21 protein-coding genes and 3 pseudogenes are annotated in these 24213 nt (G+C 55.2%); 5 read left to right on the plus strand and 19 right to left on the minus strand.

Going from position 1 to position 24213, the window contains the following annotated elements; translation table 11 throughout:
• Positions 1–98 (plus strand): annotated as a pseudogene (locus ACR0I7_RS18550) (IS5/IS1182 family transposase); the annotation flags it as partial.
• A 46-nt stretch (positions 99–144) separates the two neighbouring features.
• Here the strand turns inward: ACR0I7_RS18550 and ACR0I7_RS18555 are convergent.
• The 18 genes from ACR0I7_RS18555 to ACR0I7_RS18640 form a co-directional block, all read right to left on the minus strand.
• A complete protein-coding gene (locus ACR0I7_RS18555) occupies positions 145–1068 on the minus strand; it encodes an SMP-30/gluconolactonase/LRE family protein (protein ID WP_480513643.1) in 924 nt (307 codons plus the stop codon).
• Positions 1068–1808, minus strand: coding sequence for a cytochrome b561 domain-containing protein (locus tag ACR0I7_RS18560; protein ID WP_480513644.1), 741 nt, complete (start codon positions 1806–1808; stop codon positions 1068–1070). The genes ACR0I7_RS18555 and ACR0I7_RS18560 overlap by 1 nt, the downstream gene beginning before the upstream one ends.
• Entirely contained in the window at positions 1808–2680 is an 873-nt protein-coding gene (locus ACR0I7_RS18565; protein WP_170537286.1) for a carbohydrate ABC transporter permease, read from the minus strand. Before ACR0I7_RS18565 ends, ACR0I7_RS18560 begins: the two co-directional genes overlap by 1 nt.
• Before the next feature lie 5 nt (positions 2681–2685).
• Positions 2686–3612, minus strand: coding sequence for a carbohydrate ABC transporter permease (locus ACR0I7_RS18570; RefSeq protein ID WP_480513646.1), 927 nt, complete (start codon positions 3610–3612; stop codon positions 2686–2688).
• 82 nt (positions 3613–3694) lie between these two features.
• Positions 3695–5026, minus strand: a complete 1332-nt coding sequence (locus tag ACR0I7_RS18575) for an extracellular solute-binding protein (RefSeq protein ID WP_480500511.1) — start codon at positions 5024–5026, stop codon at positions 3695–3697.
• 31 nt (positions 5027–5057) lie between these two features.
• The gene (locus ACR0I7_RS18580; protein ID WP_480513648.1) at positions 5058–6146 is read right to left on the minus strand and encodes an ABC transporter ATP-binding protein; all 1089 of its coding nucleotides are present in this window, start codon (positions 6144–6146) and stop codon (positions 5058–5060) included.
• 91 nt (positions 6147–6237) lie between these two features.
• Entirely contained in the window at positions 6238–7278 is a 1041-nt protein-coding gene (locus tag ACR0I7_RS18585) for a LacI family DNA-binding transcriptional regulator (protein ID WP_480513649.1), read from the minus strand.
• A 60-nt stretch (positions 7279–7338) separates the two neighbouring features.
• Entirely contained in the window at positions 7339–8841 is a 1503-nt protein-coding gene (locus ACR0I7_RS18590; protein WP_480513650.1) for an aldehyde dehydrogenase (NADP(+)), read from the minus strand.
• Between the two features lies 1 nt (position 8842).
• Positions 8843–9751 carry a dihydrodipicolinate synthase family protein gene (locus ACR0I7_RS18595; RefSeq protein ID WP_480513651.1) on the minus strand — a complete coding sequence of 303 codons (909 nt, stop codon included), beginning with the start codon at positions 9749–9751 and terminating at the stop codon, positions 8843–8845.
• 3 nt (positions 9752–9754) lie between these two features.
• A complete protein-coding gene (locus tag ACR0I7_RS18600; RefSeq protein WP_480513652.1) occupies positions 9755–10930 on the minus strand; it encodes an L-rhamnonate dehydratase in 1176 nt (391 codons plus the stop codon).
• A gap of 10 nt (positions 10931–10940) precedes the next feature.
• Positions 10941–11945 carry a 4-hydroxythreonine-4-phosphate dehydrogenase PdxA gene (locus ACR0I7_RS18605; RefSeq protein WP_480513654.1) on the minus strand — a complete coding sequence of 335 codons (1005 nt, stop codon included), beginning with the start codon at positions 11943–11945 and terminating at the stop codon, positions 10941–10943.
• The gene (locus ACR0I7_RS18610; RefSeq protein WP_480513655.1) at positions 11942–12904 is read right to left on the minus strand and encodes a YncE family protein; all 963 of its coding nucleotides are present in this window, start codon (positions 12902–12904) and stop codon (positions 11942–11944) included. The genes ACR0I7_RS18605 and ACR0I7_RS18610 overlap by 4 nt, the downstream gene beginning before the upstream one ends.
• 129 nt (positions 12905–13033) lie before the next feature.
• Positions 13034–14185 (minus strand): substrate-binding domain-containing protein, encoded by a 1152-nt coding sequence (locus ACR0I7_RS18615; RefSeq protein ID WP_480513656.1) that lies wholly within the window; start codon positions 14183–14185, stop codon positions 13034–13036.
• Positions 14186–14265: 80 nt separating this feature from the next.
• A complete protein-coding gene (locus tag ACR0I7_RS18620) occupies positions 14266–15393 on the minus strand; it encodes an ABC transporter permease (protein ID WP_480513657.1) in 1128 nt (375 codons plus the stop codon).
• Between the two features lie 11 nt (positions 15394–15404).
• Positions 15405–16166, minus strand: coding sequence for an ATP-binding cassette domain-containing protein (locus tag ACR0I7_RS18625; protein WP_480513659.1), 762 nt, complete (start codon positions 16164–16166; stop codon positions 15405–15407).
• Positions 16167–16284: 118 nt separating this feature from the next.
• Positions 16285–17325, minus strand: a complete 1041-nt coding sequence (locus ACR0I7_RS18630; RefSeq protein ID WP_480513660.1) for a substrate-binding domain-containing protein — start codon at positions 17323–17325, stop codon at positions 16285–16287.
• A gap of 76 nt (positions 17326–17401) precedes the next feature.
• Complete coding sequence (locus ACR0I7_RS18635) at positions 17402–18424, minus strand: ABC transporter permease (protein ID WP_480513661.1); 1023 nt, start codon at positions 18422–18424, stop codon at positions 17402–17404.
• A gap of 11 nt (positions 18425–18435) precedes the next feature.
• Positions 18436–19941: a sugar ABC transporter ATP-binding protein gene (locus tag ACR0I7_RS18640; RefSeq protein ID WP_480513662.1), complete on the minus strand. Its 1506-nt coding sequence runs from the start codon at positions 19939–19941 to the stop codon at positions 18436–18438.
• A 127-nt stretch (positions 19942–20068) separates the two neighbouring features.
• Here ACR0I7_RS18640 and ACR0I7_RS18645 point away from each other — a divergent pair, with 127 nt between their 5' ends.
• The 3 genes and pseudogenes from ACR0I7_RS18645 to ACR0I7_RS18655 all read left to right on the plus strand — a co-directional run.
• The gene (locus tag ACR0I7_RS18645) at positions 20069–21118 is read left to right on the plus strand and encodes a LacI family DNA-binding transcriptional regulator (RefSeq protein ID WP_480513663.1); all 1050 of its coding nucleotides are present in this window, start codon (positions 20069–20071) and stop codon (positions 21116–21118) included.
• Positions 21119–21275: 157 nt separating this feature from the next.
• A pseudogene (locus ACR0I7_RS18650) lies at positions 21276–21436 on the plus strand (IS3 family transposase); the annotation flags it as partial.
• 48 nt (positions 21437–21484) lie between these two features.
• Positions 21485–21595, plus strand: a pseudogene (locus ACR0I7_RS18655) (IS5/IS1182 family transposase); the annotation flags it as partial.
• A gap of 102 nt (positions 21596–21697) precedes the next feature.
• Here the strand turns inward: ACR0I7_RS18655 and ACR0I7_RS18660 are convergent.
• Complete coding sequence (locus ACR0I7_RS18660) at positions 21698–22477, minus strand: MOSC domain-containing protein (RefSeq protein ID WP_480513664.1); 780 nt, start codon at positions 22475–22477, stop codon at positions 21698–21700.
• Positions 22478–22875: 398 nt separating this feature from the next.
• On the opposite strand from ACR0I7_RS18660, the gene ACR0I7_RS18665 reads away from it, so the two are divergent.
• Complete coding sequence (locus ACR0I7_RS18665) at positions 22876–24195, plus strand: ABC transporter substrate-binding protein (protein WP_480513665.1); 1320 nt, start codon at positions 22876–22878, stop codon at positions 24193–24195.
• The last annotated feature ends 18 nt before the right edge of the window (positions 24196–24213 follow it).

The raw sequence follows: 24213 nt of genomic DNA on the forward strand, positions 1-24213 counted from the left end.
TGAAAGATTGGCGGCGAGTGGCAACCCGATACGACAGGTGCCCAAAGGTCTTCCTCTCAGCCATCGCACTGGCGGCTACCGTCATCTATTGGCTATGAGTCCTGACCCTAGCTATAAAATGCCGTAGCTTTGCTTCGCCGGGGTTTACCTTCCTCCATTCACATTCAAGAAAATTGAATAGAGCGAGCTGGTCGCCGTTACAAAAAGCCGATTTAGCTTCGCGCCACCAAAGCAGACATTCGAGACAATTTCAGGAATATGCACTTTCCCGATCAAAACTCCTTGGGAATTGATGCAATGCACGCCGTCAGCGGCTGAGCTCCAAATACGGCCATCCCGATCCAGCCGGAACCCGTCAAAAAACCCGTTTGTACATTCGGCAAAAACATCGCCTCCGGAGAGAGATTTACCATCATCGCTAACCGAAAACTTGCGGACATGCGCGGGACCACCCGGTGTATGAGTACCACCAGTATCCGCCACAAAGAGCGTCTTGCCGTCACGTGAAAAGGCCAGACCGTTTGGTTTCATAAAATCCGTCGCGACCGCTGTCACCTCTTTCGTGTCGGGATCGACACGATAAACATGGCAGGCACCAATCTCGCTTTCGGCACGCTCTCCTTCATAGTCCATCATGATCCCGTAAGACGGGTCGGTGAACCAGATTGAGCCATCTGATCTAACGACTACGTCATTCGGAGAATTGAGCCGCTTGCCTTCCCAAGCATCTGCTAGAATGGTGATAGATCCATCATGTTCTGTGCGGGTCACCCGGCGGGTCAAATGCTCGCAGGAAACCAAACGTCCCTGCCCATCAACCGTATGACCATTGGAGTTGTTTGCAGGCTCGCGGAACACCGACACCGAACCATCCGTATCATCCCAACGCATCATCCGATTGTTGGGAATATCGGACCACACCAGATAGCGTCCAGCAGCAAACCAGGCAGGTCCTTCCGTCCAGCGCGCACCTGTCCATAGCCTTTCAACGCGGGCATGGCCGATGAAACAGCTTTCAAACTCTTTTTCGATGACCTCAAACCCGGTACCTTCTAAGACGCCAAACACTATTCTGCTCCTTCGCTTGAGGGGTTCTCCAATTGGTCCCCGGGCCGGACAGTACCCCATCCCATTTTTGCTCTTCTGTTACCTGGCAATGATGGGTCCGGCCCCCAAATCGCCTGATATGTATCATGTGCTCGGCCAGAGCGCTGCAGGAAAATGGCAACGGCAATCAAAAGGAACCAATATCCGGTGATCATAATCCACATCCAGCGCGGCGCGTTCGACAACCAAAGCCCGCTGAGGACAGCGAGCGCCGCCAAAAGCAGCGCAAAATATCCCAACGCGCGGTGAATATGCTCAAATGCGACTCGCCACGCTGTCATATCGTAGTGATCGCCAGACAGACTGCCATCGCTTGCGGGTGCCGTGGGGCCCCCTTTGCTGCCTCGGAAAATGCCTAAAATAACTTGTGTCGTTCCCAGACCAAGAACCGTATAGCCCAGAGTCGCATGCAGCCAAGCGTCAGGGCGCTCTCCTGTGTTAACAAGGACAAGCCCAAACCCAATGAGTGACAATACATAGGCAAAGGTCTGCCCTTTCCAGTGGCACACCCACCAGAACCGATTGTCCAACTCATGCGGCCAATTCTGACCAGGCAGGATCTTGAGGTAACGCGCTGCCAAGATCGCGGCAGGACAGATCACACCCCAGGCAATCACCATGCACCGAGCATGCCAAGACACGAAGAAACCGACGTCATGTCCACGCGTTGAATCGATAGGTGAAAGCAGCCAATCGATCATCAGCCCTTCACAGCCCCCGCTGTCATACCGGTGATGATCTGCCGCGAAGCCACAAATGTGAAAATGATCGGCGGTACGGCCAACAACATGCCCGTGGCCATGATCACACCCCAATCGATGTCATATTCGGTGATTGAGTTCACGATGGTGACAGGCACTGTCCGTGTCGATCTGCCAAGCAGGGCATTGGCCAAAAGGAACTCATTCCAGGCGATGCGGAATGTGAAGATCGCAGCCGCCGCAAGGCCGGGTTTGATGATCGGCAGAACAACCAGATAGAATACCTGAAAGGGGTTAGCACCATCCATACGCGCCGCTTCTTCCAGCTGTATGGGAACCTGTACGATAAAGCTCTGCAAAATCCAGATCACAAATGGCAGATTCATCGCCGTGTAAACCAGAATGATTCCGGCATAGGATTGATCCAGATGATACTGGAACGTCCAAATGCCAAATACTGGAACCAGCAACACAGCAGGCGGGACCATCCGCATCATCAATGTTGTCATTGAAACGGCACCACGGCCCATAAAGCGAAACCGGACCAGAGCGTATGCCGCCATGCAGCCAATCAGAAGCGTGATACCCGTCGAGATTGTCGCCACGATCAGAGAGTTGCGCAGAGCTCGCCCGAAGGTTGGATCGCAATACTGCACGTGATCCGGGTTGTACCACAGCACGTCGCACAAGACCGTTTCATAGTTCCTGATCGTTGGGGTGAAGAAAAAGGCCGACACGCTTTCATCATATATGTCGACATTCATTTTGAAGGACGTTGCCAGCATCAAAAGGATCGGCCCCGCTGACATGACTACCAGCGCAGCCAGCAAAGCATAGAAAGCCGGATTTTGTTTTTCGGTCTGAATAGCCATGATCTTCAGCTTTCCGTTTGCTCGGCGGCGGCACGCATTCTGGCGGCTCGGGCCTCTTGAACCTTGGTGTACATGAACATCCCCACGGTCAGCCCCATCAGCATCAGCAACAGGACATTCGACATCGCGGCGGCCTCACCCAGTTCCTGAAACTCCTGAGCGGTGCGGAAGATACGCAAGGCGATGATCTCGGTAGAAAGACCGGGACCGCCATTGGTCAGAACCAGAATAACCTCGAGCACTTTGAACGCATCGATCAGCCGCAATAGCAGGGTCACGATCAAAACCGGCATCATCAGCGGTATTTTGATCATGGTGATCTTCTGCCACTCGCTTGCGCCGTCGATCTCAGCTGCTTCCAATGCGGACCGCGGCAGCGACTGCATAGCCGCCAACGCGAGAATGAAAATAAAGGGTGTCCACTGCCAGACATCGGCAATTACAACAGCAATAAACGACCACGTGCTGTCCGACAGCCATGGAATACCTTCCTCAAACCCCAGGCTCTTAATCGTACGGTTAAAGATGCCGACCGTCGGGTGATACATATAGCGCCACATCAGGCCGACCACGATGGGGGCAATCATCATGGGCAGGATGAAAACAGTCCGCAGCATAGACATCCCGCGAATGTTCCGGTCCAGCAGCAAAGCCAGACCAACACCCAGTGCCATCTCCAGCGTCACCACGACGAAGGCAAACTTGATCGTGACCCAGAAGCTTTCGTGAAACGCGCTGTCATGCAGAAGATTGAAATAATTCTTAAGTCCAACAAACTCGGCCTGACCAATCCGTTGGCTGGGGCTCCAGTCGAGGAAACTGGCGTAGATCATATACCCGATCGGATAAAGCAACGCGAAGATCAGCACGAGCGCTGCAGGCGCAAGAAACAGATATGGGGTGAGCCGATTGGCCCGTGCGACAGCGCTCATGACAGCGACCCTTTGACTTGTTGGAGTATCGTCTTGGGAGGCAGCGCCCGAGCAAAACCTCAGGCACTACCTCGGGGAGAACCTATTGCTGCCAGGTGTAGTAGCCGGCGTCATCCATGATCGCTTTGCTGCGTTCAGCTACACCATCCAGCGCTGTCTGGATATCCAGATCTTCGGTCAGAACCTGGCTGAGCGTTGTCCCCAGATCAGCATTGATCTTACCCCAGACCGGGATGATCGGACGCCAGTCGGGATCAGCGTGTTTGAGCGCCTCGCCAAACACCTCAAGATGCGGCTGCTCTGCCAGTACATCCGGATCGGAGTGCGTCGAGAACCGGGATGGGTTGCCTCCGGCAATCGCGATTGCCTTGTCGGCCTCTTTCGAGGTTAGCCATTGCATCAGCAGGAAAGCAGCATCTTTGTTCTGGGCGTTTGTCGGGATACCAATGCCAAACCCACCGGTCTGACTGCCACGGCGCGCGCCTTCGGGATGCGGAGCCCAGCCGATTTGACCCACAACCTTTGATTTCTCGGGGTTGTTCACCTGACCTGCAAACACGGTGGAATCGAGGAACATAGCTGAATTGCCCTGCAGGAAAGATGCGCCTGCTTCGGCGAACCCGAAGGTCTCGGCCCCCTCTGCACCACAATCGACAATTGTCTTCAACGCTTCGGCCGCTTTGACCCCCTCAGCATTGTTCATAATCGGGTTCCAGTTTTCATCGAAGATGCGACCGCCCAGAGGAGCGAGGTGCAGCAGGTAGGCGTGCGATGCGTGATGCCCCGAGGCCGCGCGCGATGCCAACCCACCCATGCCGGGTTCCAGCTCGGGTATTTTACACGCCAGTTCCAGCAACTCGTCGTAGGTCTCAGGAACCTCAAGACCATGCTTTTCAAAGATGTCTTTGCGATACCCGAGGATTGATGTCTCTGACCCGAAGGGGATGCCAAACAGCGACCCGGTAGGTCCCGGTAGATACCCTTTGCTGCCGCCCGCGACACCGATGTTGCCGACATAGCCATCAATCAGATCATCCGCGTCATAGGCCGGATCTGCGAGCGCGGGATTCATGAAGTATTTGGCGAGGTTCTCCAACTGGTCGGCATAAACATAGTCAGCCTTGGAAAACACCACATAAGCGATCAGGTCATAATCGCCTTTGTTCTTGGTCAGTTCCAGTGTCTGCTTCTCGCGCATTTTCAGGTATTGAAGCTGGTCGACTTCCACGCGAATTCCGGTTTCTTCCGTGAATTGCGGCAGCACCTGCATGACCGCATCAAAATGCGGATGGGCCGGGAAGTTCACAACCAATGTCGTGCCTTCATAAGGTTCATATGGGCTGGCAGCGACCAACCCTGTCGTCAGCGCCAAGGCCGCGACGCCCACACCGGTTTGTTTAAGTAAGTTCAGCATTTGCTCCTCCCATGCTGGTCTTGGGCCGCTGTTAAAGGGCGACCTCCCTCTCGCGATCAAAGAGATGAATTGCGTCTGCGTTGACTTCGAACCGAAGAGTTTCACCCAAGGCGATGGGTGTGTCCGATTTCAGTTCGACCTCAACTTTTTGACCTGCGCAGTCACAGATCAGAACCGATTGCGCGCCGATATATTCCGACACCACAACCTTCAGGTCCAAACTGGCGGCTTCCGGGGCATCGGGGTTGTAGCTCAGGTCAGAAGGTCGGATACCGAGGATGACGTTGCTCAGGTCAGCGTCCGATAGTGTTTTCTGACGTTCCTGGCTTAGACCGATGGCAAAGCCTGCCCCGGTCACAAACAGCCGGCCACTTCGGTCTTCGACCGTCGCATCCAGAAAATTCATCGGAGGCGATCCGAGGAAGCCGGCGACAAACTTGTTGGCCGGGCGCTTGTACAGTTCTTCCGGTGTGCCTTGCTGCTGAATGTACCCGCCATGCATCACCACGATCCTGTCGGCGAGTGTCATCGCCTCGATCTGATCGTGGGTGACGTAGATCATGTTTTTCTGCACCTGTTGACGCATCAGCGCCAGCTCAGCCCGCATCTGCCCGCGTAGCTTGGCGTCCAGATTGGACAGCGGTTCGTCGAACAGAAAGGTACTGCTGTCGCGCGTCAGGGCCCGCCCCATTGCGACACGCTGGCGCTGTCCCCCTGACAACTCGCCCGGCTTGCGATGCAGATAATCGGTGAGACCCAGCATCTTGGCGACCTCGCCCACCTTCCTGTCAATCTCAGCTTTCGGGACTTTCTGCAGCCGCAACGCGAAAGACATATTCCGCGCTACGTCGAGATGCGGGTAGAGCGCATAGTCCTGAAACACCATGGCCAGATCACGGGCCTTGGGTTCCAGATGGCTGACCGGCTTTTCATCAATGAAAATCTCACCGTCCGACACCGTCTCGAGCCCGGCGATCATGCGAAGTGTCGTGGACTTCCCGCAGCCGGACGGCCCGACAAAGACCGTAAACTCATTCTCCTCCATCTCGAGGTCAATTCCATGCAGAACCTCAAAGTCCCCGTACCGTTTCACGAGGCCTTCCAACCGTATCCGGGGCATTGCTCCTCCACCCTTTGTTACCGGTCACAATATCAGTTATGTGACCGGTCACATAGTAAATTATATGCATCCTAATCAAAGGTTTAGAAAATTAAAGGGGCTTACAGCTTTCGCGAAACTCGACGCGCGGTGTCAGCGTTACGTGACGAGGCGAATCTGTTGGGCTTTCTTCCTCGCCCAAAAGCCGCGAAATAAGCTTGCCAGTTTGCCGCCCAATCTCGGTCGGATCAACAACAACGGTGGAAATCGAGGGGGAACTGAACCGCGAAACCTCAAAATTCCCAAACCCTACGACAGAGATGTCCTTTGGCACCGATTTACCAATTTGCAAAAGGCGGCTCTGAACACCAAAGGCCGCCATGTCCGACACGCAAAACACGCATTCTACCTCGGGGTATTGCTCCAAAATAACGTCTACAGCAGCGGCACCATTTTCGATGGTTAGCGGCGGCGTTCCCAACATGATCTGTGCTTTTGAGTCCAGCCCTGAACTGCGCATGGCCTGCTCAAAACCGTCCCGGCGTGCTGCGCCTCGGGTCCAGTCATCCTGTCCTTCGCCAAGAAAAACAATGTTCTTAAAGCCACGCTCAATTAGCGCCTTCGTCATGTCATAGGCGGCTTTGGAGTTCGAAAACCCAACCGTGTGCGCAATGGGATGTTTCGGTTTTTCCCAGATTTCCACGATGGGCACCGATACGTCGGCCAGCAAATCAAGCGTACGCTGTGTATGACCGTCGTATGAGAGAACGATCGCTTCCGGGCGGCGGCGCAACATGGTTTCGACCAACTGTTCCTCGCGCTCGGCCGAATAGTCCGTGTGCCCCAGCAGCAGTTGAAGACCCACCTTTTCCAGCTCTTCCGTCAGGCTTTGAACCGTCAACGCGAAGTGCAAGTTGTTCAAAGAGGGCAAAAGCACCGCCACAAAGCCGGATTTCTTTGTCGTCAGAGAACCCGCCATCTGGTCAGGCACATAATTCATCTGCTTGACAACTTGCAGGATATGGTCCCGGGTTTCTTTGGAAATAGGGCTGTTTTTCTTCAGTGCCCGACTGACCGTCATCCGCGAAACGCCTGCCGCTTTGGCGACATCTCGCATGGTGACATGTGTGCGACCGGGAATCTTGTTCGTCATGCAACTACCGCCTTTGGGCAGAAGTTAGACCACCTTGTTCCCGGTCACAATCTCAGAACGTCAGCCCTGCAATTCGCTGGGCAAAAGCGCCGCAGGCATATTCTGATAGCTTACAGGCCGCAGCCAGCGAACGATCCCCAGGGTACCAACCGACGTGGCGCGAACATCTGTGCTTGCCGGATAAGGCCCGCCATGCATCATCGCGGAACACACCTCGACCCCGGTCGGGAAACCATTGGCAAGCAAACGGCCTGCCTTTTCTTCCAGCACCGGCATCAGGTTGCTGGCAAGTTCTGCGTCTGCATCATCTAGGTGCAAGGTCAATGTCAGCTGACCCTCAATGCACTCAGCAACCGCCCGCAACTCGTCAATGTCGTCACAGCGAACGAGTATACCCGCCGCCCCAAAGACTTCGTGCTGCAGCTTTGGATTTGCCATCCATTCCTTGGCGCTGACCTTGAACAGCGCCGGAACGGCCGCTCGTTTTCCGGTTGCCGCCCCGCAAGACGTAACCTCGACCATCAGGTCGCGGAACTCGCGAACGCCTTGTTCGAAAGCCTCGTGGATACCGTCTGTCAGCATCTTCTGTTCAGCCGTATCATTCAGCGCGGCCACACAGGCCGATTCCAGCGTATCAGATTCAGGCCCGGCCAGCATGACAGCGACGCCGGGGTTGGTGCAGAATTGACCCGCGCCCATTGTCAGGGACGCGGCCCACCCTGCCCCGATCTCAGCAGCGCGCGCAGCCATCGCGGCAGGCAAGCAGAACATTGGATTGACCGAACCCAGCTCACCATAGAATGGGATGGGCTGCGGGCGCGCATGGCATAGATCATAAAGGGCACGTCCACCGGCCAGAGACCCGGTGAAACCAACCGCCCGAATCTCAGGATGCTGAACAAGGGCCGAGCCGACCTCCCGGCCTGAACCTTGCACAATTTGAAACGTACCTGGGGGCATACCGCAGATCTCTATCGCTTTTGCGATGGCCTGTGCCACCAACTCGGCGGTACCGGCGTGAGCGCTGTGCCCTTTGACGATGACTGGACAGCCTGCAGCCAAGGCCGAGGCCGTATCCCCGCCCGCCGTTGAGAAGGCGAGCGGGAAGTTTGACGCACCAAAGACGGCCACAGGGCCGATGGCTTTGTGCGTCAGGCGCAAATCAGGACGGGGGAGTGGCGTCCTGTCAGGTAATGCGCCGTCTTTGCGGATATCAAGATAGCCGGTTTCTTCAATCAGGTCGGCGAACATGCGTAGTTGTCCGGTTGTGCGCCCACGCTCACCCACCAAGCGCGCTTCGGGTAGGCCGGTTTCGGCCATACCGATCTGGGTGATTTCATCCCCCAGCACATCCATTTGGTCCGCAATCGTACGCAGGAACACGGCACGCTCAGCTCTGGATTTACCCGAATAGGTACGAAAATCGCGGCGCGCAGCGCGGCAAGCCTCGTCCACCTGAGCGGCTGTTGCCTGTGCAAAGCTTTGTCCGTCCAGATCGTCTGATGCGCGCAAGTTGTCTGATGCGACCCATTTGCCGTCGATCAGGTTTTGTCCAAGGATCATCTTATTTTCCCCATTTCAGGACCATTGGGTCCAACGGTTTCAAAAGGTCTATCAAACGGTCGCGAATGGCCGGTTGTAGCGGGTCAATCGGGTGGCGGCAGAATTCAGATCGGATAACTCCGCCCTCGACCATCGCGGCTTTGCACGACTGCCAGCCGCATTGGCGATTTTCATGATTGATTACCATCGCCACGCGCCCATAGGCAGCGGTGGCCTCTTCAATACAACCGGCATAGTGATGTGTAAGGACCGGCTTGATCTGATCAACGATCATCCCCGAGGTCATTGATCCTGTGGCTCCTGCATCCAGATCGGCCAAAAGGGTGATACCCTCTTCACCATCAAAGGGTGCTTCGATGGCGTCGCCACCTTCCGCAATCAGCGCGCGCAGCTTGTTAGCAGCGCGCGGACATTCGATCTTGAACAGCTTCACCATGTCGATCTCTTGTGCCATGCGCACCAGCAGCGGCACCGGCAGATCGACGCCCGACAATGGAGCGTCCTGCACCATGATCGGAATGCCAACCTCGCCAACGGCAGCAAACTGTTCAAACGTCTGTTGGGCGTTCCCTTTCAGCAGCGCCCCATGGTAGGGCGGCATCATCATCACAATGTCCGCACCCAGATTCTTGGCGAATTTCGCGCGTTCTACCGCGATCTGCGTCGCAAAATGGCTGATCGTCACGATCATCGGCACACGGCCAGCGACATGCTCAAGGCTAAGCCGTGTCAGGACAGCGCGTTCTTCATCCGAGATCAGGAATTGTTCCGAGAAGTTGGCCAGAATACAGATCCCGTCCGCACCCTGATCAATCAGGCAATCCAGAACCCGTTTCATCCCCTCCAGATCTAGCGTTCCGTCATCATTGAACGGCGTCGGGGCTACGGGCCATATACCAGTATAGGTCATATGCTATTCCGTAATTTCGAAATGTTTGAGGTGCTTATCCGTGATTTCGATGCCCAGACCCGGCTTATTATCATCCAGATCAATGAACCCATCGACTGCATCTGGATCACCTTCGAAGATATAATAAAACAGCTCGTTCCCAACCTCGACATCGAAGACGGGGAAGTATTCGCTGATCATGCAGTTGGCGTTGGCCATGGTGAGATGGTAGTTATGCATCTGCCCTGCATGCGGGATGACGGGCACTTGGAAGGCCTCGGCAATGGCGTTGATCTTTTGCGCCGCTGTGATGCCCCCCACCCGATTGGTGTCATATTGCAGGACACTAACGGCTTTGCTGGCGATCAGATCTTTGCAGCCAATAACCGAGAATTCATGCTCACCACCTGAGATCGGCACGATGTTCATTGCGTTGAGCTCCTGATACCCGGCAACATCGTCACCGATCACAGGTTCTTCCAACCAACGAGGCTCGTACTTTGCCAGTTTCGGCAGCATGCGCTTGGTGTAGTCCACGTTCCAGCCCTGATAGCATTCCAGCATCAGATCGGCGTCATAACCAACCACTTCACGCACCGCCTCGACGCGTTTAAGGTTCTCGCGCATGCCTGGCATCCCATCTTTGGGGCCCCAGCCAAAGCGCATCTTATACGCGTTGTAGCCATGCTTTTTAGCCTCTTCCGCCTCTGCCTGCATACTCTCGATCGAACCGGAATACAGCTTCGAGTAGTATACGGGGATCTTTTCCTTGGTGCGCCCCCCAAGCAGCTTGAAAACCGGCTTGCCCGCCAGCTTGCCCATCAGGTCCCAGATCGCCAGATCAACGGCCGAGATCGCTGTCATCCCGATCCCTTTGCGACCCCAGGCATGGCTGCGGCGGTACATTTTCTCCCAGAGATAGGCGTAATCAAACGGGTCTTCGCCGATCACCATGGGCGCAAACCAGTCGTCGATAGCTTTCTTAACTACAGTTGGCGCGAGCGCAGCGTTACCAATACCCACTGTGCCGTCTTCAGTCTCGATCTCGCAGGTCAGCCACTGATGGAAGCGAAACGATGACATGGCATCGCCCTTGTCCCAAAGTACGTCAGACGCATTCGTGCAGAAATTGCCGGTGGGCGGCACGGTCGGCCCGGTCCAGTTCCAGACGCGGGTGCGCACGGATTTAATTTTGGTCATCTTGGTCTCCTCAGTCCGCGCGACGTTCTGCGCGATGCGTCTTTGCCATACGCACCAACAGGTCGAACGCCTGTCGTGTCGCGCCCGGATTGGCCTTGTTCTGCCCGGCAATATCAAAAGCGGTGCCATGGGCCGGGGTCGCCACCGGTATCGGCAACCCGCCCGCAACGGTGACCCCGCGTTCAAATCCCATCAGCTTAATCGCGATCTGGCCCTGGTCGTGATACATGGTCACAACCACATCAACCTCGCCTCGCTGCGCCTTCAGGAACACCGTGTCCGAGGGCCACGGGCCGGTCACATTCATCTGCTTCTGCTGCGCCGTGCGCACGGCAGGCTCCAGAATATCGATCTCTTCTCGACCGAATTTGCCATTGTCCCCCGCATGAGGGTTCAGCGCCGCCACCGCGATATTGGGGCGTGCATTACCGGCTTTGCGCAGAGTGTCATTCGCGAGATTGACCGCCTTTAAAATCCCTTCTTCCGAGATATTTTCCGCCACATCTTTGAGCCCGATATGCGAGGTCACGCGGGTCGTCATCAACTTATCCAGAACGTTAATCTCAGAGTGATAACCCTTGTATCCCATGTATCGCGCCATATAGCGGTGTTCATCCTCGGCATTCAGTCCGGCGGCAGTCATCGCCGCCTTGTTGAATGGGCCAAACAGGATGCCGTCCACCTGCCCGGCCATCGCCATATCCATCGCCTTATCGAGACAGCGCAGAGACGTTGTGCCCCCCTCGACCGTCACCTCAGCGATCTTCACGTCCTCGGGCGCAATCGTATCCAGATCCAGATGTGTCAGACCCGGCTGATCTGCCACCGCGTTCATGGTGTTCAGAGGGACCTCCAGTGCAGCCTGTTCCGCGCCGCGCTGCCAAAGATGGCTGTCACCAATCAGCACAATGTCCGCAGCCTCCTGCACACCCTCCTGATTGAGCAGTTTGGCGATCAGTTCCGGCCCGATCCCGGAAGGATCGCCGGGCACAATTGCGATACGGGGCTTTGTCATGCCGCGTTCTCCCAGTGTTTCGAAAATCCGTCGGGCAGGATGACCATCACATCCGGTTCCTTGCCCGTATCAAAGGTCTGCACCACCTCGAAGGTGTCCAAATTGAACCGCTGCACCTGCTCGCAATCGATTGCGATATAGGCAAAGGCGGCCTCATCATCGATGCACAGCGCCAGCGGGTTTGCGGGCGTTTTCTGTTCATGCAACATCTCGCCTGTGGCTTCGTCGAACACAGAAAACGAGCCGCCGAAGTGGTTCATCGTCACAAGACGATTGCGTTTCGCGTCATAGTAAATGCGGCAAGGATCATCCGGCGTGGGGAAGGTCCGCTCAATCTCAAGCGTATCGGTATTGATTACCGCCACCGTGTTGGAGATCCGTTGAGAGGTATAAAGCGTGCTCGCGTCTTCCCGCAGACAACGCCCTTCAGGTTTCTCGCCGGTTTTGATCGGGGTCGGTGCAACAGACGCATCATACGGATTAAAAACCGTGACATCGCCGGAGGTCAGGTTCATCGAATAAGCTGTGTGCCCATCATTTGTCAGGGCAAACAGATGAGATTTGGAGCCGCCGGTTGGCGCTATATGATCCCAACCTTGATCGAACGCACGCGGGTTCTCCTTCACCAGAAGATGCGCGGTCCATTCCGATAGAACATAAAGCCGCCCTTGCGCGTCCAGTTCAATCCCGTGCGGGCGAGCATGTTCGCCCAGATCATAGGTATGCACGATCTCTTGTTTGCGAATGTCGATCACAACAACCGATCGGCCGTCAGTGCCCTCGATACCAGAGTTCTGAACCCCGTAGTGGCCGACATAGGCATAGTGAAACTCGTCATCTACCACAAATTCGTGGGGAAAGTGCGGCAGGTCCAAACGGCCCTGTAAAGCGCCGGTTTCAATATCATACCAGCTTACGCAATGGCTGCATTTCTCGATCAGCATCATGGATTGCGCCATCTTGGATCCCTTTCCACATCATCTTTTTTTATGTGACCGGTCACATCGTTATTAACCGCACAAGCAATCGTCAATCCCAATTCGGCCTGAACCGGGTGGGTTTGGGCGGGATTGCCCCGCCCAGACCGTTTAACGCTCCAGCGCGCCTACGCCTGAGAAGCGGAATGCTTCCTGTTCCAAGGCATCGATCTCTTCAGCGCTCATCTGGTCATGCGCGACAGTGATCCGACCCAGGAACACAAACGGCAGTTCGTCCTGACGACCTTCCATATGCGCTTTGATTGCCTCAGCGGTTGCGGCGCCGACATCGTCGCCCATCCGCATCGGGGTCGCGTCCAGCTCACCACGGCGAATGGCGTCCAGTTCGAGGCCCGTACCACCCCAACCGGTGGAAAAGACGTCTTTCTCTTTGCCAACGGCCACCTGAGCTTCGACCGACCCCATCGCCATCGCAGTGTTGGCGTTATGGATGATCGTCGCTTCAGGATAGGCCTGCAGGATCAGGCTGGTGCCTTCAAAGCCGCCTTCGCGCTGGTATTCACCGTAATGCTCGTAAACGGTGGTCCAATTGCCCTTCTCTTCGACGCAGGCTTTGAAGTCGCCCGAGCGCTGATCATCAGTAATACCCGGAATGCCCCGGTTCATCGCCATGGTCACGTCGTTGCCCAGACGTTCCAGCATGTAGTCACACATGGTCAGCGCGCCGGCGGCTGAGCTGAAGTCGAACCACGCATCTGGCTGATTTTCCAGCTCTTTCGGTGGAGTGTGGAAGGCCCAGACAAAGGTGGCGAACCCGTCAGTGCCTGCCATCTTATCGATATTATCCGCCTGAATGGCCAACTCTGAGGGACCAAAGATCACGAAATCATACAGATCAGCATCCTGAACGACCTGATTGGCATAGGTCGACTGCAAGCTGTGCTCGATCTGACGGCTGGCGAATTCGGTTGTTTCGTATTCGATCCCCAACTCGTCCAGACGCTTAGTCATCGCCAGATAATTGCGCGCCCAGAAATCCGAAGTATCAGCAGACGGATAGATCAGAGCGATCTGCAACGGATCATCCTGTGTGCCTGAATACTTGACTGCTTCGGCTCCGGTGGTCGCCTGCAGGGCTTCAAGCTTCCCATCGGCGTTGACCTCGCCCGGCACCCAATAGTCCCGATCTTCGATACCTGGCAGTTCTTTCAACGGCAACTTGCCATGGTGGTCTGCCAAGGCGGCAGTCGCACACAGGCAAAACGCGCTTGTCGTCAGTAGTGCTTTGTTCAATTGTTTCACGGTAAGTCCTCCCTTTCGCGAATATTGTGGGGTCTTGCAGGTGCGCCGAGACTCCTACCTCTCGGCGCACCACTTATGCCTTAGCCGCTTGGCGTAGGCTCAGTTGCCAGTCCCGCCCCAATGGCCAGCAACAGGATCAATGCCCCGATCAGCGCGGCCGAGAACCGCAGCAGTTTCTGAGCTTCTTTTGTGCGCAAACCGTCCAGCAGACTGCGTGCGCCATCCCGGTCTTTCTTCTGCATCCAAGTGTACAGCGCGACCGAGCTGACGATCACTACGCCCGAGGCGACGGATTGCCAGAAGAACTCGATCCGCAATGTCACCAGCGCGTTGATCATCATCGACAGCAGCAAGACACCCGCAAGCGAGCCCAACATTGACGCACGCCCACCAAAGAGCGACGTGCCACCCACCACAACCGCCGCAATGACGTGCAGATTGAAGTACGGGGCCGAGGTCGCCTGAATAGCGTTCAACTTACCAGTCAGCATCACACCTGCCATGGCAGCCGCCGCGCCCATCAGCACATAGGCATAGATCTTATGGCGGTCGACGGCGACACCAGTCATCTCACTGGCTTCGGGGTTCGACCCAATCGCGATGGTGTAACGCCCAAAATATGTACGCGTCAGGACAACGTAGCCGATCGCCATAGTAAGAAGACCCAGCACGACCGGCACCGGAATGAAACCCGGGATCTGACCGCGCCCGATCTCGGTGATCAATTCAGGGAACCGGGCCAGTACCAGTCCTTTTGCGATAACCAGCGCCAAGCCGCGATAAACAAGGTCCATCGCAAGTGTGCCGATCAGATCGGGGACTTTGAACCGTGTGATCACGAGGCCGTTTATCAGCCCCATCAGGGCGCCCAGAACTATAGCCAGCGGCACCGCCACCCACGCGGGGAAACCGTATTGCTTGACCAGAAACGCCATCAAAATCGCCGACAGGGCCGCGATGGAGCCGATTGAGAGATCGATCCCGCGTTGGGTGATGACGAAAGTCATCGCCATTGCCATCGGCATGTACAGCGCCGCGTCCAGCAGGATCAGGTTCAGGTTTGTCAGGCGGAAGTACCGCGCCGGTTCGGCAATCCCCATGAAAATCAGGATTGCGAGGATCATGACCATTGGGCCGATGAAGGCCAGATACGGCTCAAGCCGGTCCATTATGGTTCTCTGATCGGGATTTGTCATTGCTGCGGACATGTCGTTCTCCTTCACGCGGCCGCATCCTGGGCGCCAACGATCAGGCCCAGAACATCTTGAACGGAACTCTCCGCAGTTTTGACAACGCCAACAGCACGGCCACGGCGCTGCACATGCACGCGGTCGGCCACTTCGAAAACGTCATCCAGTGAGTGGGAAATCAGGATCACTGCCAGCCCTTGCTCACGCAGGGCTTTGATCAGCTTCAGTGTTCGCGCCGTTTCCTGCGGACCCAATGCCGCCGTCGGTTCATCCATAACCAAAAGACGCAGGTCTTCGTGATAGACCGCTCGCGAGATAGCGACCGCTTGACGCTGACCGCCCGACAGGCTCTCGGTCATGACGTCCATTGATCTCAGACGAACACCCAGACGTTCCTCAAGCACACGCGCGGCTTCTGTTTTCATCCGCTTGTTGTCCAGAAACGGGATGCCCATAAAGCTGCTGGTCAGCTCATTTCCCAGAAACATGTTGGCCGCTGGCGACAGATGATCGGCCAACGCAAGCGTTTGGTACACTGCGTCGATGCCGTTGGCGATCGCGTCCGAGTGACTGGCCATCTCCAGTGGCTGACCGTCCATCAAAATCCGCCCCTCGGTGGGCTGATATACACCGGTAAGGATCTTGATGAGGGTGGATTTGCCCGCCCCGTTATCGCCTACGATGGCAAGGACCTCTCCCGCATAGGCTGTCAGATCGACATCTTGCAATGCGGTCACACCGCCGAAGCGCTTAGTGATCCCTTGCATTTGAACCAATGGCTGTTCGCTCATGGTCTCCTCCTCCGCGCAAAGCTCCGCCATCACGGTCGCTGACCGCGTATCGAAACTGCGCTTTTTCATCTCATGTGTGGACGGCCCGGGCCTTAGATACCCGGGGCCGTCTCGATAGTTACTTGCCCCAGATCTTTGAGTAAGCCTCGCGATAGGGGATGTCCGGATCGAACCGGTTGCTGTCACCCAGCTTGGCCAGCCCTTCCTCAGTCACCAGCGCAGGTGAAGTGATATAGCCCGAGCACGCCTCGCCCTGAATGGCGCGGTTCAGCTCATCCACCAATTGCCAGCCCTGCAAGTTCAGCGGCTCGGCCACGGTGATGGTCTGATAGTTACCGCTGCGAATGCGCTGGAATGCGGCTTCTGATCCGTCACCGGCAGATCCTGCCTGCGGACCGTTGTCAGACGAAATCCCGGCAGCAGCCAGCGCAGGGCCCATGAAGTCAAAATACAGATCGTTGATCGCCAGGGCGTGGGTCCATTGATCGCCGTACTTCTGCAACAAGCTGGTTGTCAGCGGACCCATGCGAGTCGAGGTGTCGGCGATGGGCGTATCGACATATTCCAGCACCGTGCCGCCCTGCGCCTCAATCGTTTCCTTCAGGCGATCAGCCTTGTCGATCGCGATCTGATAGGTCGAGTCGGTGAAGATCACGACACCGACATCCTCACCTCCGTCCTCAATCGCCCATTCGGCTGCAACCTCGGACACGCGCATCGCATCTGTCGAAACATTGGCAAATATGCCACCTTCGGCTTCGCAACCAATTTTAGACCCGGAATGCCAAGCAACCACAGGGATTTCAGCATTGATGAGCCCTTCAAGAGCAGCCTGCTGTTCGACAACATCAAATCCCGTGATCACCACCCCGTCAGGTTGCAGCGCCATCGTCTGACCCAGAGCACCGGATCGTCCCTGAATCGAGCTGCCCCCGTCCAGAACGCGCACATCCCAGCCAATAGACTCTGCCGCTTCCTGAACGCCTTCGGTCACCCCCAGGATACCGCCGTTTTTCAGATCGGCTGCGACCACAACAATCGACTTTCCTTCTGCGGCCTTGGGACCTGCAGTTGGCCCATCCCACTCTGCGGCAATCGCTGGAATTGCCACCATCATCGTTGAAGCCATCAGCCCGGCCATAAAGGTGCGTTTCTGCATTGTTTCCTCCCTATGCAGTTCTTCTGTCTTTCAGACGGCTCTAAAGACAAACGCCTCCGAACCGGTCAAATGGTCCTCACCCTTTGTCAGCACCTTTCTTGCGCTGCGCGTATCCCGCGATGCCAATGGCAACCAGCAAGGTGACCCCGTTGAACATCGGCTCAACCCAGAAAGAGCCACCAAATTGTTGAATGCCCGAAATGCCCACGGCCAGGATGACGACACCAACAACGGTGCCCCAGACATTGACCCTGCCGGGCTTGATCGTTGTAGATCCCAGGAAGGCGCCAACCAATGCAGGCAGCAGGAATTCAAGGCCCACTGAAGCCTGACCAATCCGCAGTTTGGACGCCAGCAGAACACCAGCAAGCGCAGTCATCGTTCCCGAGGTTACAAATGCTCCGATGACGTATTTGCGGGTGGGAATGCCGTTCAACTGAGCTGCGCGCTGGTTGGCCCCGATGGCATAGAGATACCGACCGATCGGCGTGTATTCGAGGACAAGCCACATCACGACCGTGATAACGAGCAGGTAGTAGGCTGTGATCGGCAACCCGAAGACAAAAGTCGTGTTCAGCGCGTAGAAACCATCGGGCAATACGCCGACCATCTGACGTCCGCCGGTATGCCACAGAGCCAGCGCATACAGCACTGTTCCGGTACCAAGGGTTGCAATGAAACTGTCAATCTTGGCCACCTCGACCAGAAGACCATTCAGGAACCCGGTCACGGCGCCCAGCAAGAGAACGATGGCAACCGCAATGGGCCACGGCAAACCCAGCATGGTCTGCAGGCTGATCGCCAGGATGTGCCAGAGCACGATGCCATAGCCCACAGTCAGGTCGATGCGACCAGCCGCCATTGGGATCATCGCCCCCAGCGACAGCAGCGCAATGATCGCCTTGTCCGAAATGATGGACCTCAGGTTCAACATCGTCGGGAAAGTGTTGGGCAGCAGGATCGAAAACAGGATGATTAGAAAGCCAGTTAGCAGAACGAGACCATAAACCGGCAGAAACCTGAAGATACGGGTCTTTAACGAAGCATTTTTCAGCTCTGCTTTAGTAGGTTCCAGCGCGTTGGATTCAAGCGATTGCATAGTCGTATTCCTTAACTCGCCACGGCGTTTGACGCCGAGGCAGCCTGTATCAGGTTTTCAGTGGTCAGTTCGGTGCCGGTTAGCTCGCGTACGATCTGCCCCTGACTGAAGACAATGGCGCGGTGACAGATGGCTGCGACTTCCTCGAAATCCGTCGAGACGACAATAATGCCAACACCGTTCTCCATGGCGCGGTTCAGCAGGGCGTAGATTTCTGCTTTGGCGCCAACATCCACACCCGCTGTTGGATCCTCACAAATCAACAGCTTGCGTTTGGTTTCAAGCCAGCGCCCGATGACAACCTTTTGCTGGTTACCGCCTGACAAGCTTTCAATCGCCATACTCTGGTCATTTGGCGACAGGGCCACTTCGGCCCCTATCCGCGCAGCACTCTCCGTCTCAGCCCGATGGCTCATAAACGACAACAACGACCGCCCGATAGCGGCCGGATTCAGGAACGTGTTCTCACGAATGGTCAGCGACATAGCAACAGATTCTTCGGTTCTATCGCGAGCAACCAAGCCAATCCCAGAGGCCATGGCCGTTTGTGGAGAGCTCAAATCTGGCCGCTCACCATGGAGTATGATATCGCCGTCAGATACTTCGGAACCGAACAACGCACGCGACACATTCTCGTGCCCCGCGCCACGCAAACCCACCAAACCAACGATCTCGTTGGCTTGCAATTGAAAGCTAACATTGTGCGCCGCGTCCATATTTAATCCGGACACTTGGAGCAGAGTTTCACCCGGTGGCGTATCAGGTTTCATCACCTGCCGAGTCTTACGGCCAACGATCATATAAACCAGCTCTTCCGGCGTGGTGTGGTCAATGCTGCGCAGGCCCACCATCTCTCCGTCCCGCAACACAGCAACCCGATCCGCGATCTGAAAAATCTCATCCAGGCGGTGCGACACGTAAATCATCCCAACACCCTGTTCTTTCAAAGGACGCAGAGCCTCAAACAGTCTTTCAACCTCATCAGCAGGCAGCGAAGCCGTTGGTTCATCCAGAACCAGATAGTCGCAGTCCACAGCAAGAGCCCTTGCGATTGCGACCAGAGATTTTTCGGTGCGCGACAAGTCCTGAACTCGCGTGGTCGGGTCAAATTCACATCCGACCTTATCCAAGGCTTCTTGCGCAAAGCTTTCGACGGATTTCCAATTGATCAGCCCGCTTTTGCGAGAGTAGCCGAGCGCAAGTGCTATGTTCTCGGCCACAGTCATCCATTCGATCATGCCCAGATCCTGATGGATGAAGGCAACCGACTGGCGTTCACCGAAACCACCTGGACGATGCTCGTAAGGCTGGCCGTTAATCAAGACCTGACCTTCGTCCGCTTTGTGAATACCGCCAAGGATTTTGATAAGGGTCGATTTACCTGCCCCGTTTTCACCGAGCAGCGCGACAATCTCGCCGCGCTCAACATTCAGCGAAACATCGCGCAGCGCATAGGTGCCTCCAAAATGCTTCTTTATCCCATCAAAGAACAGATTGTTTTGCGCGGTGCCGGGCACAGCTGTCTCCTCCTAGACTTAGGTAACCCCAATGCTCCTCAACATCGTATTGAGTTACCCGTAACGTTACGCTAGCATTCTCACAGGCCATGCGGTTGTCAACAAAAAAGAGTTACCCGTAACGTAAATGAGCAGTGATCCCGATAAAATAAGCAAAAACAACAAGGTAAGCCTCGCAGAGGTGGCGAAGGCTGCGGGTGTTTCCAAGATGACTGCCAGCCGTGTGTTGCGAGACGAAGGCGGTTTCTCTGAGAAAACGCGTGCCAAAGTAATGGCTGAAGTGGACAGATTGGGGTACCTGCCGAATCGTTTGGCGACAGTTTTTGCCGGTGACAAAAAGTCAACTTTTGTCGGTGTCAGCATCCCGGAACTGGGCAACGAAATCTTCGCCCAGGTGCTGGAAGGCATAGACCGCAAACTTGGTGCGTTCGGACACCAGACTGTCTTGGGCCTTACAGAGCACGAGATCGACCACGAAGAAAAATGGATCGAAACCGTCCTGTCCTGGCAGCCTGCCGGGCTGATCATAACAGGCCGTTCTCATAGCCAGAAAGCCATTCAGATGCTGCGCGGCGCGGGAATTCCCTTGGTCGAAATCTGGGACTTCAATTCCAGCCCCCTAGATATGTGCGTTGGGCTGAACCATTTTGACAGCGGCTATAGCATGGGCCGCTACCTTGCCGGAATGGAGTACCAAAAGTTCGGTTACGTCGGCACGTCTCACGATGTCGCAAATGCAGCAACCGCGCGGCTTCATGGTTTCTCGAAAGCAATTGAAGACGCTGATGGACGACTTGAAAAACAACTGCTTCTCAAGGACACTCCGGGCTTTTACACTGGGTTTTATGGTACCGAACAATTGTTGGCGGCCCATCGCGATGTCGAGGTCATATTTTATCAGAACGACAATATGGCGATCGGTGGCCTGCAGTATGCAAAAAAAATTGGCCTGAGCGTCCCAGACGACATCGGCATCGCAGGGTGGGGCGACCTGCCAATTTCGGCGATACAACCTTATCGGTTAACTTCAATCGCGGTCCCTCACCTCAGAATTGGCCAGATCGCTGCCGAGATGGTACTGGCACAGATCAATGGTGAACCGACGAAATCCACAAAGGACGTCGGCTTTCGGCTCATTCCTGGAAGTACAGTGAGGAAAGCAAGGTCGAATGAATAGCTGGGCCTCCTGCATTTACCAGATTCTTTTTTCGCGCCATGCTCTGCGGAAAGTTTGCCAAGTGGAGCGACTAGCCCCTGAGTCTCCCCAACTGAGCTGATCGACCGCTATGTTCGGGAAACGAAGGATCAGGAATCGCAGACAAGAGCCCTAAGAGATTGTCTCGAATTTACGGCAGGTTGAAGTTCTGATGGGCAATGCATTTCCCGTCTTGATCTGATCAGGCAGATCGACGTTGTTGAGCAAGCCTATTGCCGCTGGCGCAAGAAGTACGGCGGAATGGGAGTAGATCAGTTGAAAGAACTGAAGCGGCTTCGGGTCTCTTACCTTTGACGACGTAGTTATAGCGACGCGCGATGCACCATGGGGGTGTTCGCTCGGATCATGAACGGGCTGGCTGCTGAAGACACGGATCACAAGACGATCATGATTGACGCAACATATCTCAAAGCACGCCGCACAGCCTCCAGCCTGCGGTTGGGCGAGCAAGAAAACGACTGGCGAAAGAGTAGAGACAAATCATTTGAGAAAACGCGGGAAAACCGCCCGGAACCGCCACTTTGACGGGTGAAATAGTATTCATTTTAACATTTCACCAGTTTGTCCAACTCTTAGCGTTCCGCCTTTAGCCACCTCAACATAGACACCCATGTCCGTATGACCCATCAATTTCCGAATAAGATAGGGTATCTTCAGGTCCCGCTCGGCCGTTTCCGGGTTCACTTCAGTGGCCGCACACCTTTTCGTGCGTGAGAGTATCTTTAATTCAACATCGCCAAATCTGAAAACTGATCCAGCTTCATCCAACTCAGAAAACGGGGGTAAACCGTCCATCTCGATATTCGCCCGGAAGCGCGCTGGGTGGATTTCCGCGTTCAGTACTTCACCAAACTTTTCCACAGACGCCAGATTTAAGACGGATATCGCGTTCATCATTTTAGGTGATACGACAGACACATCTGTAAACCGATGAGGAGCGGACGAAACGAATATTGGTGGTTCAGGATCTTTTAAGCCGATCTCTGAAGAAAGGAAATTTGACGCATTTCTCCGATCTTCTGCTGCTTGCATGTTAAAGCTGTGTGTTTTGCCGCTCGCTGTGATGACAAGATCTTGGGTCTCAATATCAAAATTCGTCTTAATACCTGCTAGAGCCGCCTCATTCAATAGAACAACAAAGCGATCTTTCGGCAGTGGCTGAGGGTTCTGCGCGTCGAAACCGGAGTTGTAACGCGCGAATCCGAACAGGCGATCACCCGGAATCCCCTCCCCAGCTCGCAGCATCACGGTTTGCATAGGCTCGGCACTCAAGCCTTTAATTGGATAGCGGTTCAATCTGGCGATAGAGAGAGTGTTCATAAGTCTGCACCTGAACAAACGAGTTATACACGATCCCGAGTGGTCCGCGCTATTTGACGCTATCTCCAATTCTCAAAGGTATCGACCAAATAATCTGTGAGTGCTTCAGCAGAGGGTTCGCTAAACGTGTTGGCCGCATGATGGCCGCGATTGCAGGCTGCGCCAATTTTAGTCCATAGGGCCATTTAATACCTCACTGCCGAAAATAGATGTGCATCAACGCAACCAAACAATTTCCCGAATAATCAGCGACTAAGAAGAAAAATGGACGTTCTTCTTTGACTATCTGAGGTACGAACCTCAAATATTTCTGGACCTGAGGTGCGTACCTCAAATAGCTTTGGGGGTATGCCGCGATTCGCACATCCTCGATTGACGGCGCAAAAAGGGAGGAATGGATGACTTACACAAAACTGGCCTCGGCCAGCGCAATAGTCCTTGCCGCTACTACTCTTTCTACCAAGGCAAATGCTGAAGATCTGACGCTTTGTTGGGCTGCATGGGACCCGGCCAACGCGCTTGTTGAGCTATCAAAAGAATTCGAAGCAGAATCCGGCCACTCGATGAACTTTGAGTTTGTTCCCTGGCCAAATTTTGCGGACCGGATGCTGAATGAGCTGAACTCTGGGGGTAAGCTCTGCGACCTGCTGATTGGTGACAGCCAATGGATCGGCGGTGGCGCTGAAAATGGTCATTATGTCCAGCTGAACGAGTTCTTTGATGCTGAAGGCATCAGCATGGACGATTTCGCGCCGGCCACTGTCTACGCTTATTCGACTTGGCCCAAGGGTACACCGAACTACTACGCCCTGCCTGCGATGGGCGATGCGAATGGTTGGTTCTATCGTAAGGACTGGTTCGAAAACCCTGAAATCCAAGCCGCATACAAAGAGGCAACGGGTCAGGACCTACGTGAACCTCAGTCTCAGAAAGAATTGTTGCAGATCGCGCAGTTCTTCCAAGGTCGTGAGATCGACGGCAAGACGGTGTACGGGGCAGCAATCTTTACCGAGCGCGGCTCGGAAGGGATCACCATGGGTGTGACCGGAGCACTGTATCCTTGGGGCTTCAAATACGAAAACACCCCGGGCTCATATGACATGGAAGGCGCTGTAAACTCACCCGAAGCGGTTGAGGCGCTGGAATTCTACAAGGAGTTCTACAAAACGGCGACGCCTCCGGGATATACCAACTCTTATATGGGTGAGAGCCTGGACGCCTTTAAGTCCGGTCAGGTCGCCATGGCTATGAACTGGTTTGCGTTCTTCCCGGGTCTCTATGCCGATCCCAATACCGGTGGTGACAAGATCGACTTCTTCGTGAATCCACCACAAAATCAGGCAGGTTCGACCCTGGGCGGACAAGGTATCTCTGTTGTCAGCTACTCTGACAAACAGGACGCCGCACTTGAGTACATCAAGTGGTTCGCGCGGCCAGAAGTGCAGGCCAAATGGTGGGAGCTTGGCGGATACTCCGCACATAACTCGGTGCTGGAAGATCCTGGTTTCGTGGACAGCCAACCGTTTGCCGGTGACTTCCTGGAAGCAATGGGCGGTGTGCAGGATTTCTGGCAAGAGCCTGCCTATGCGGAGCTCCTGCTGGCTATGCAGAAACGCATCCACGACTACGTGGTTGCTGACCAAGGCACTGCTCAAGAAGCGCTTGATCTTCTGATCGAAGATTGGACGGAAGTCTTCGAAGACGAAGGCAAGCTGTAACCCGGACACAGGCAGGAG

Source organism: Ruegeria sp. AM1 (assembly GCF_056540745.1).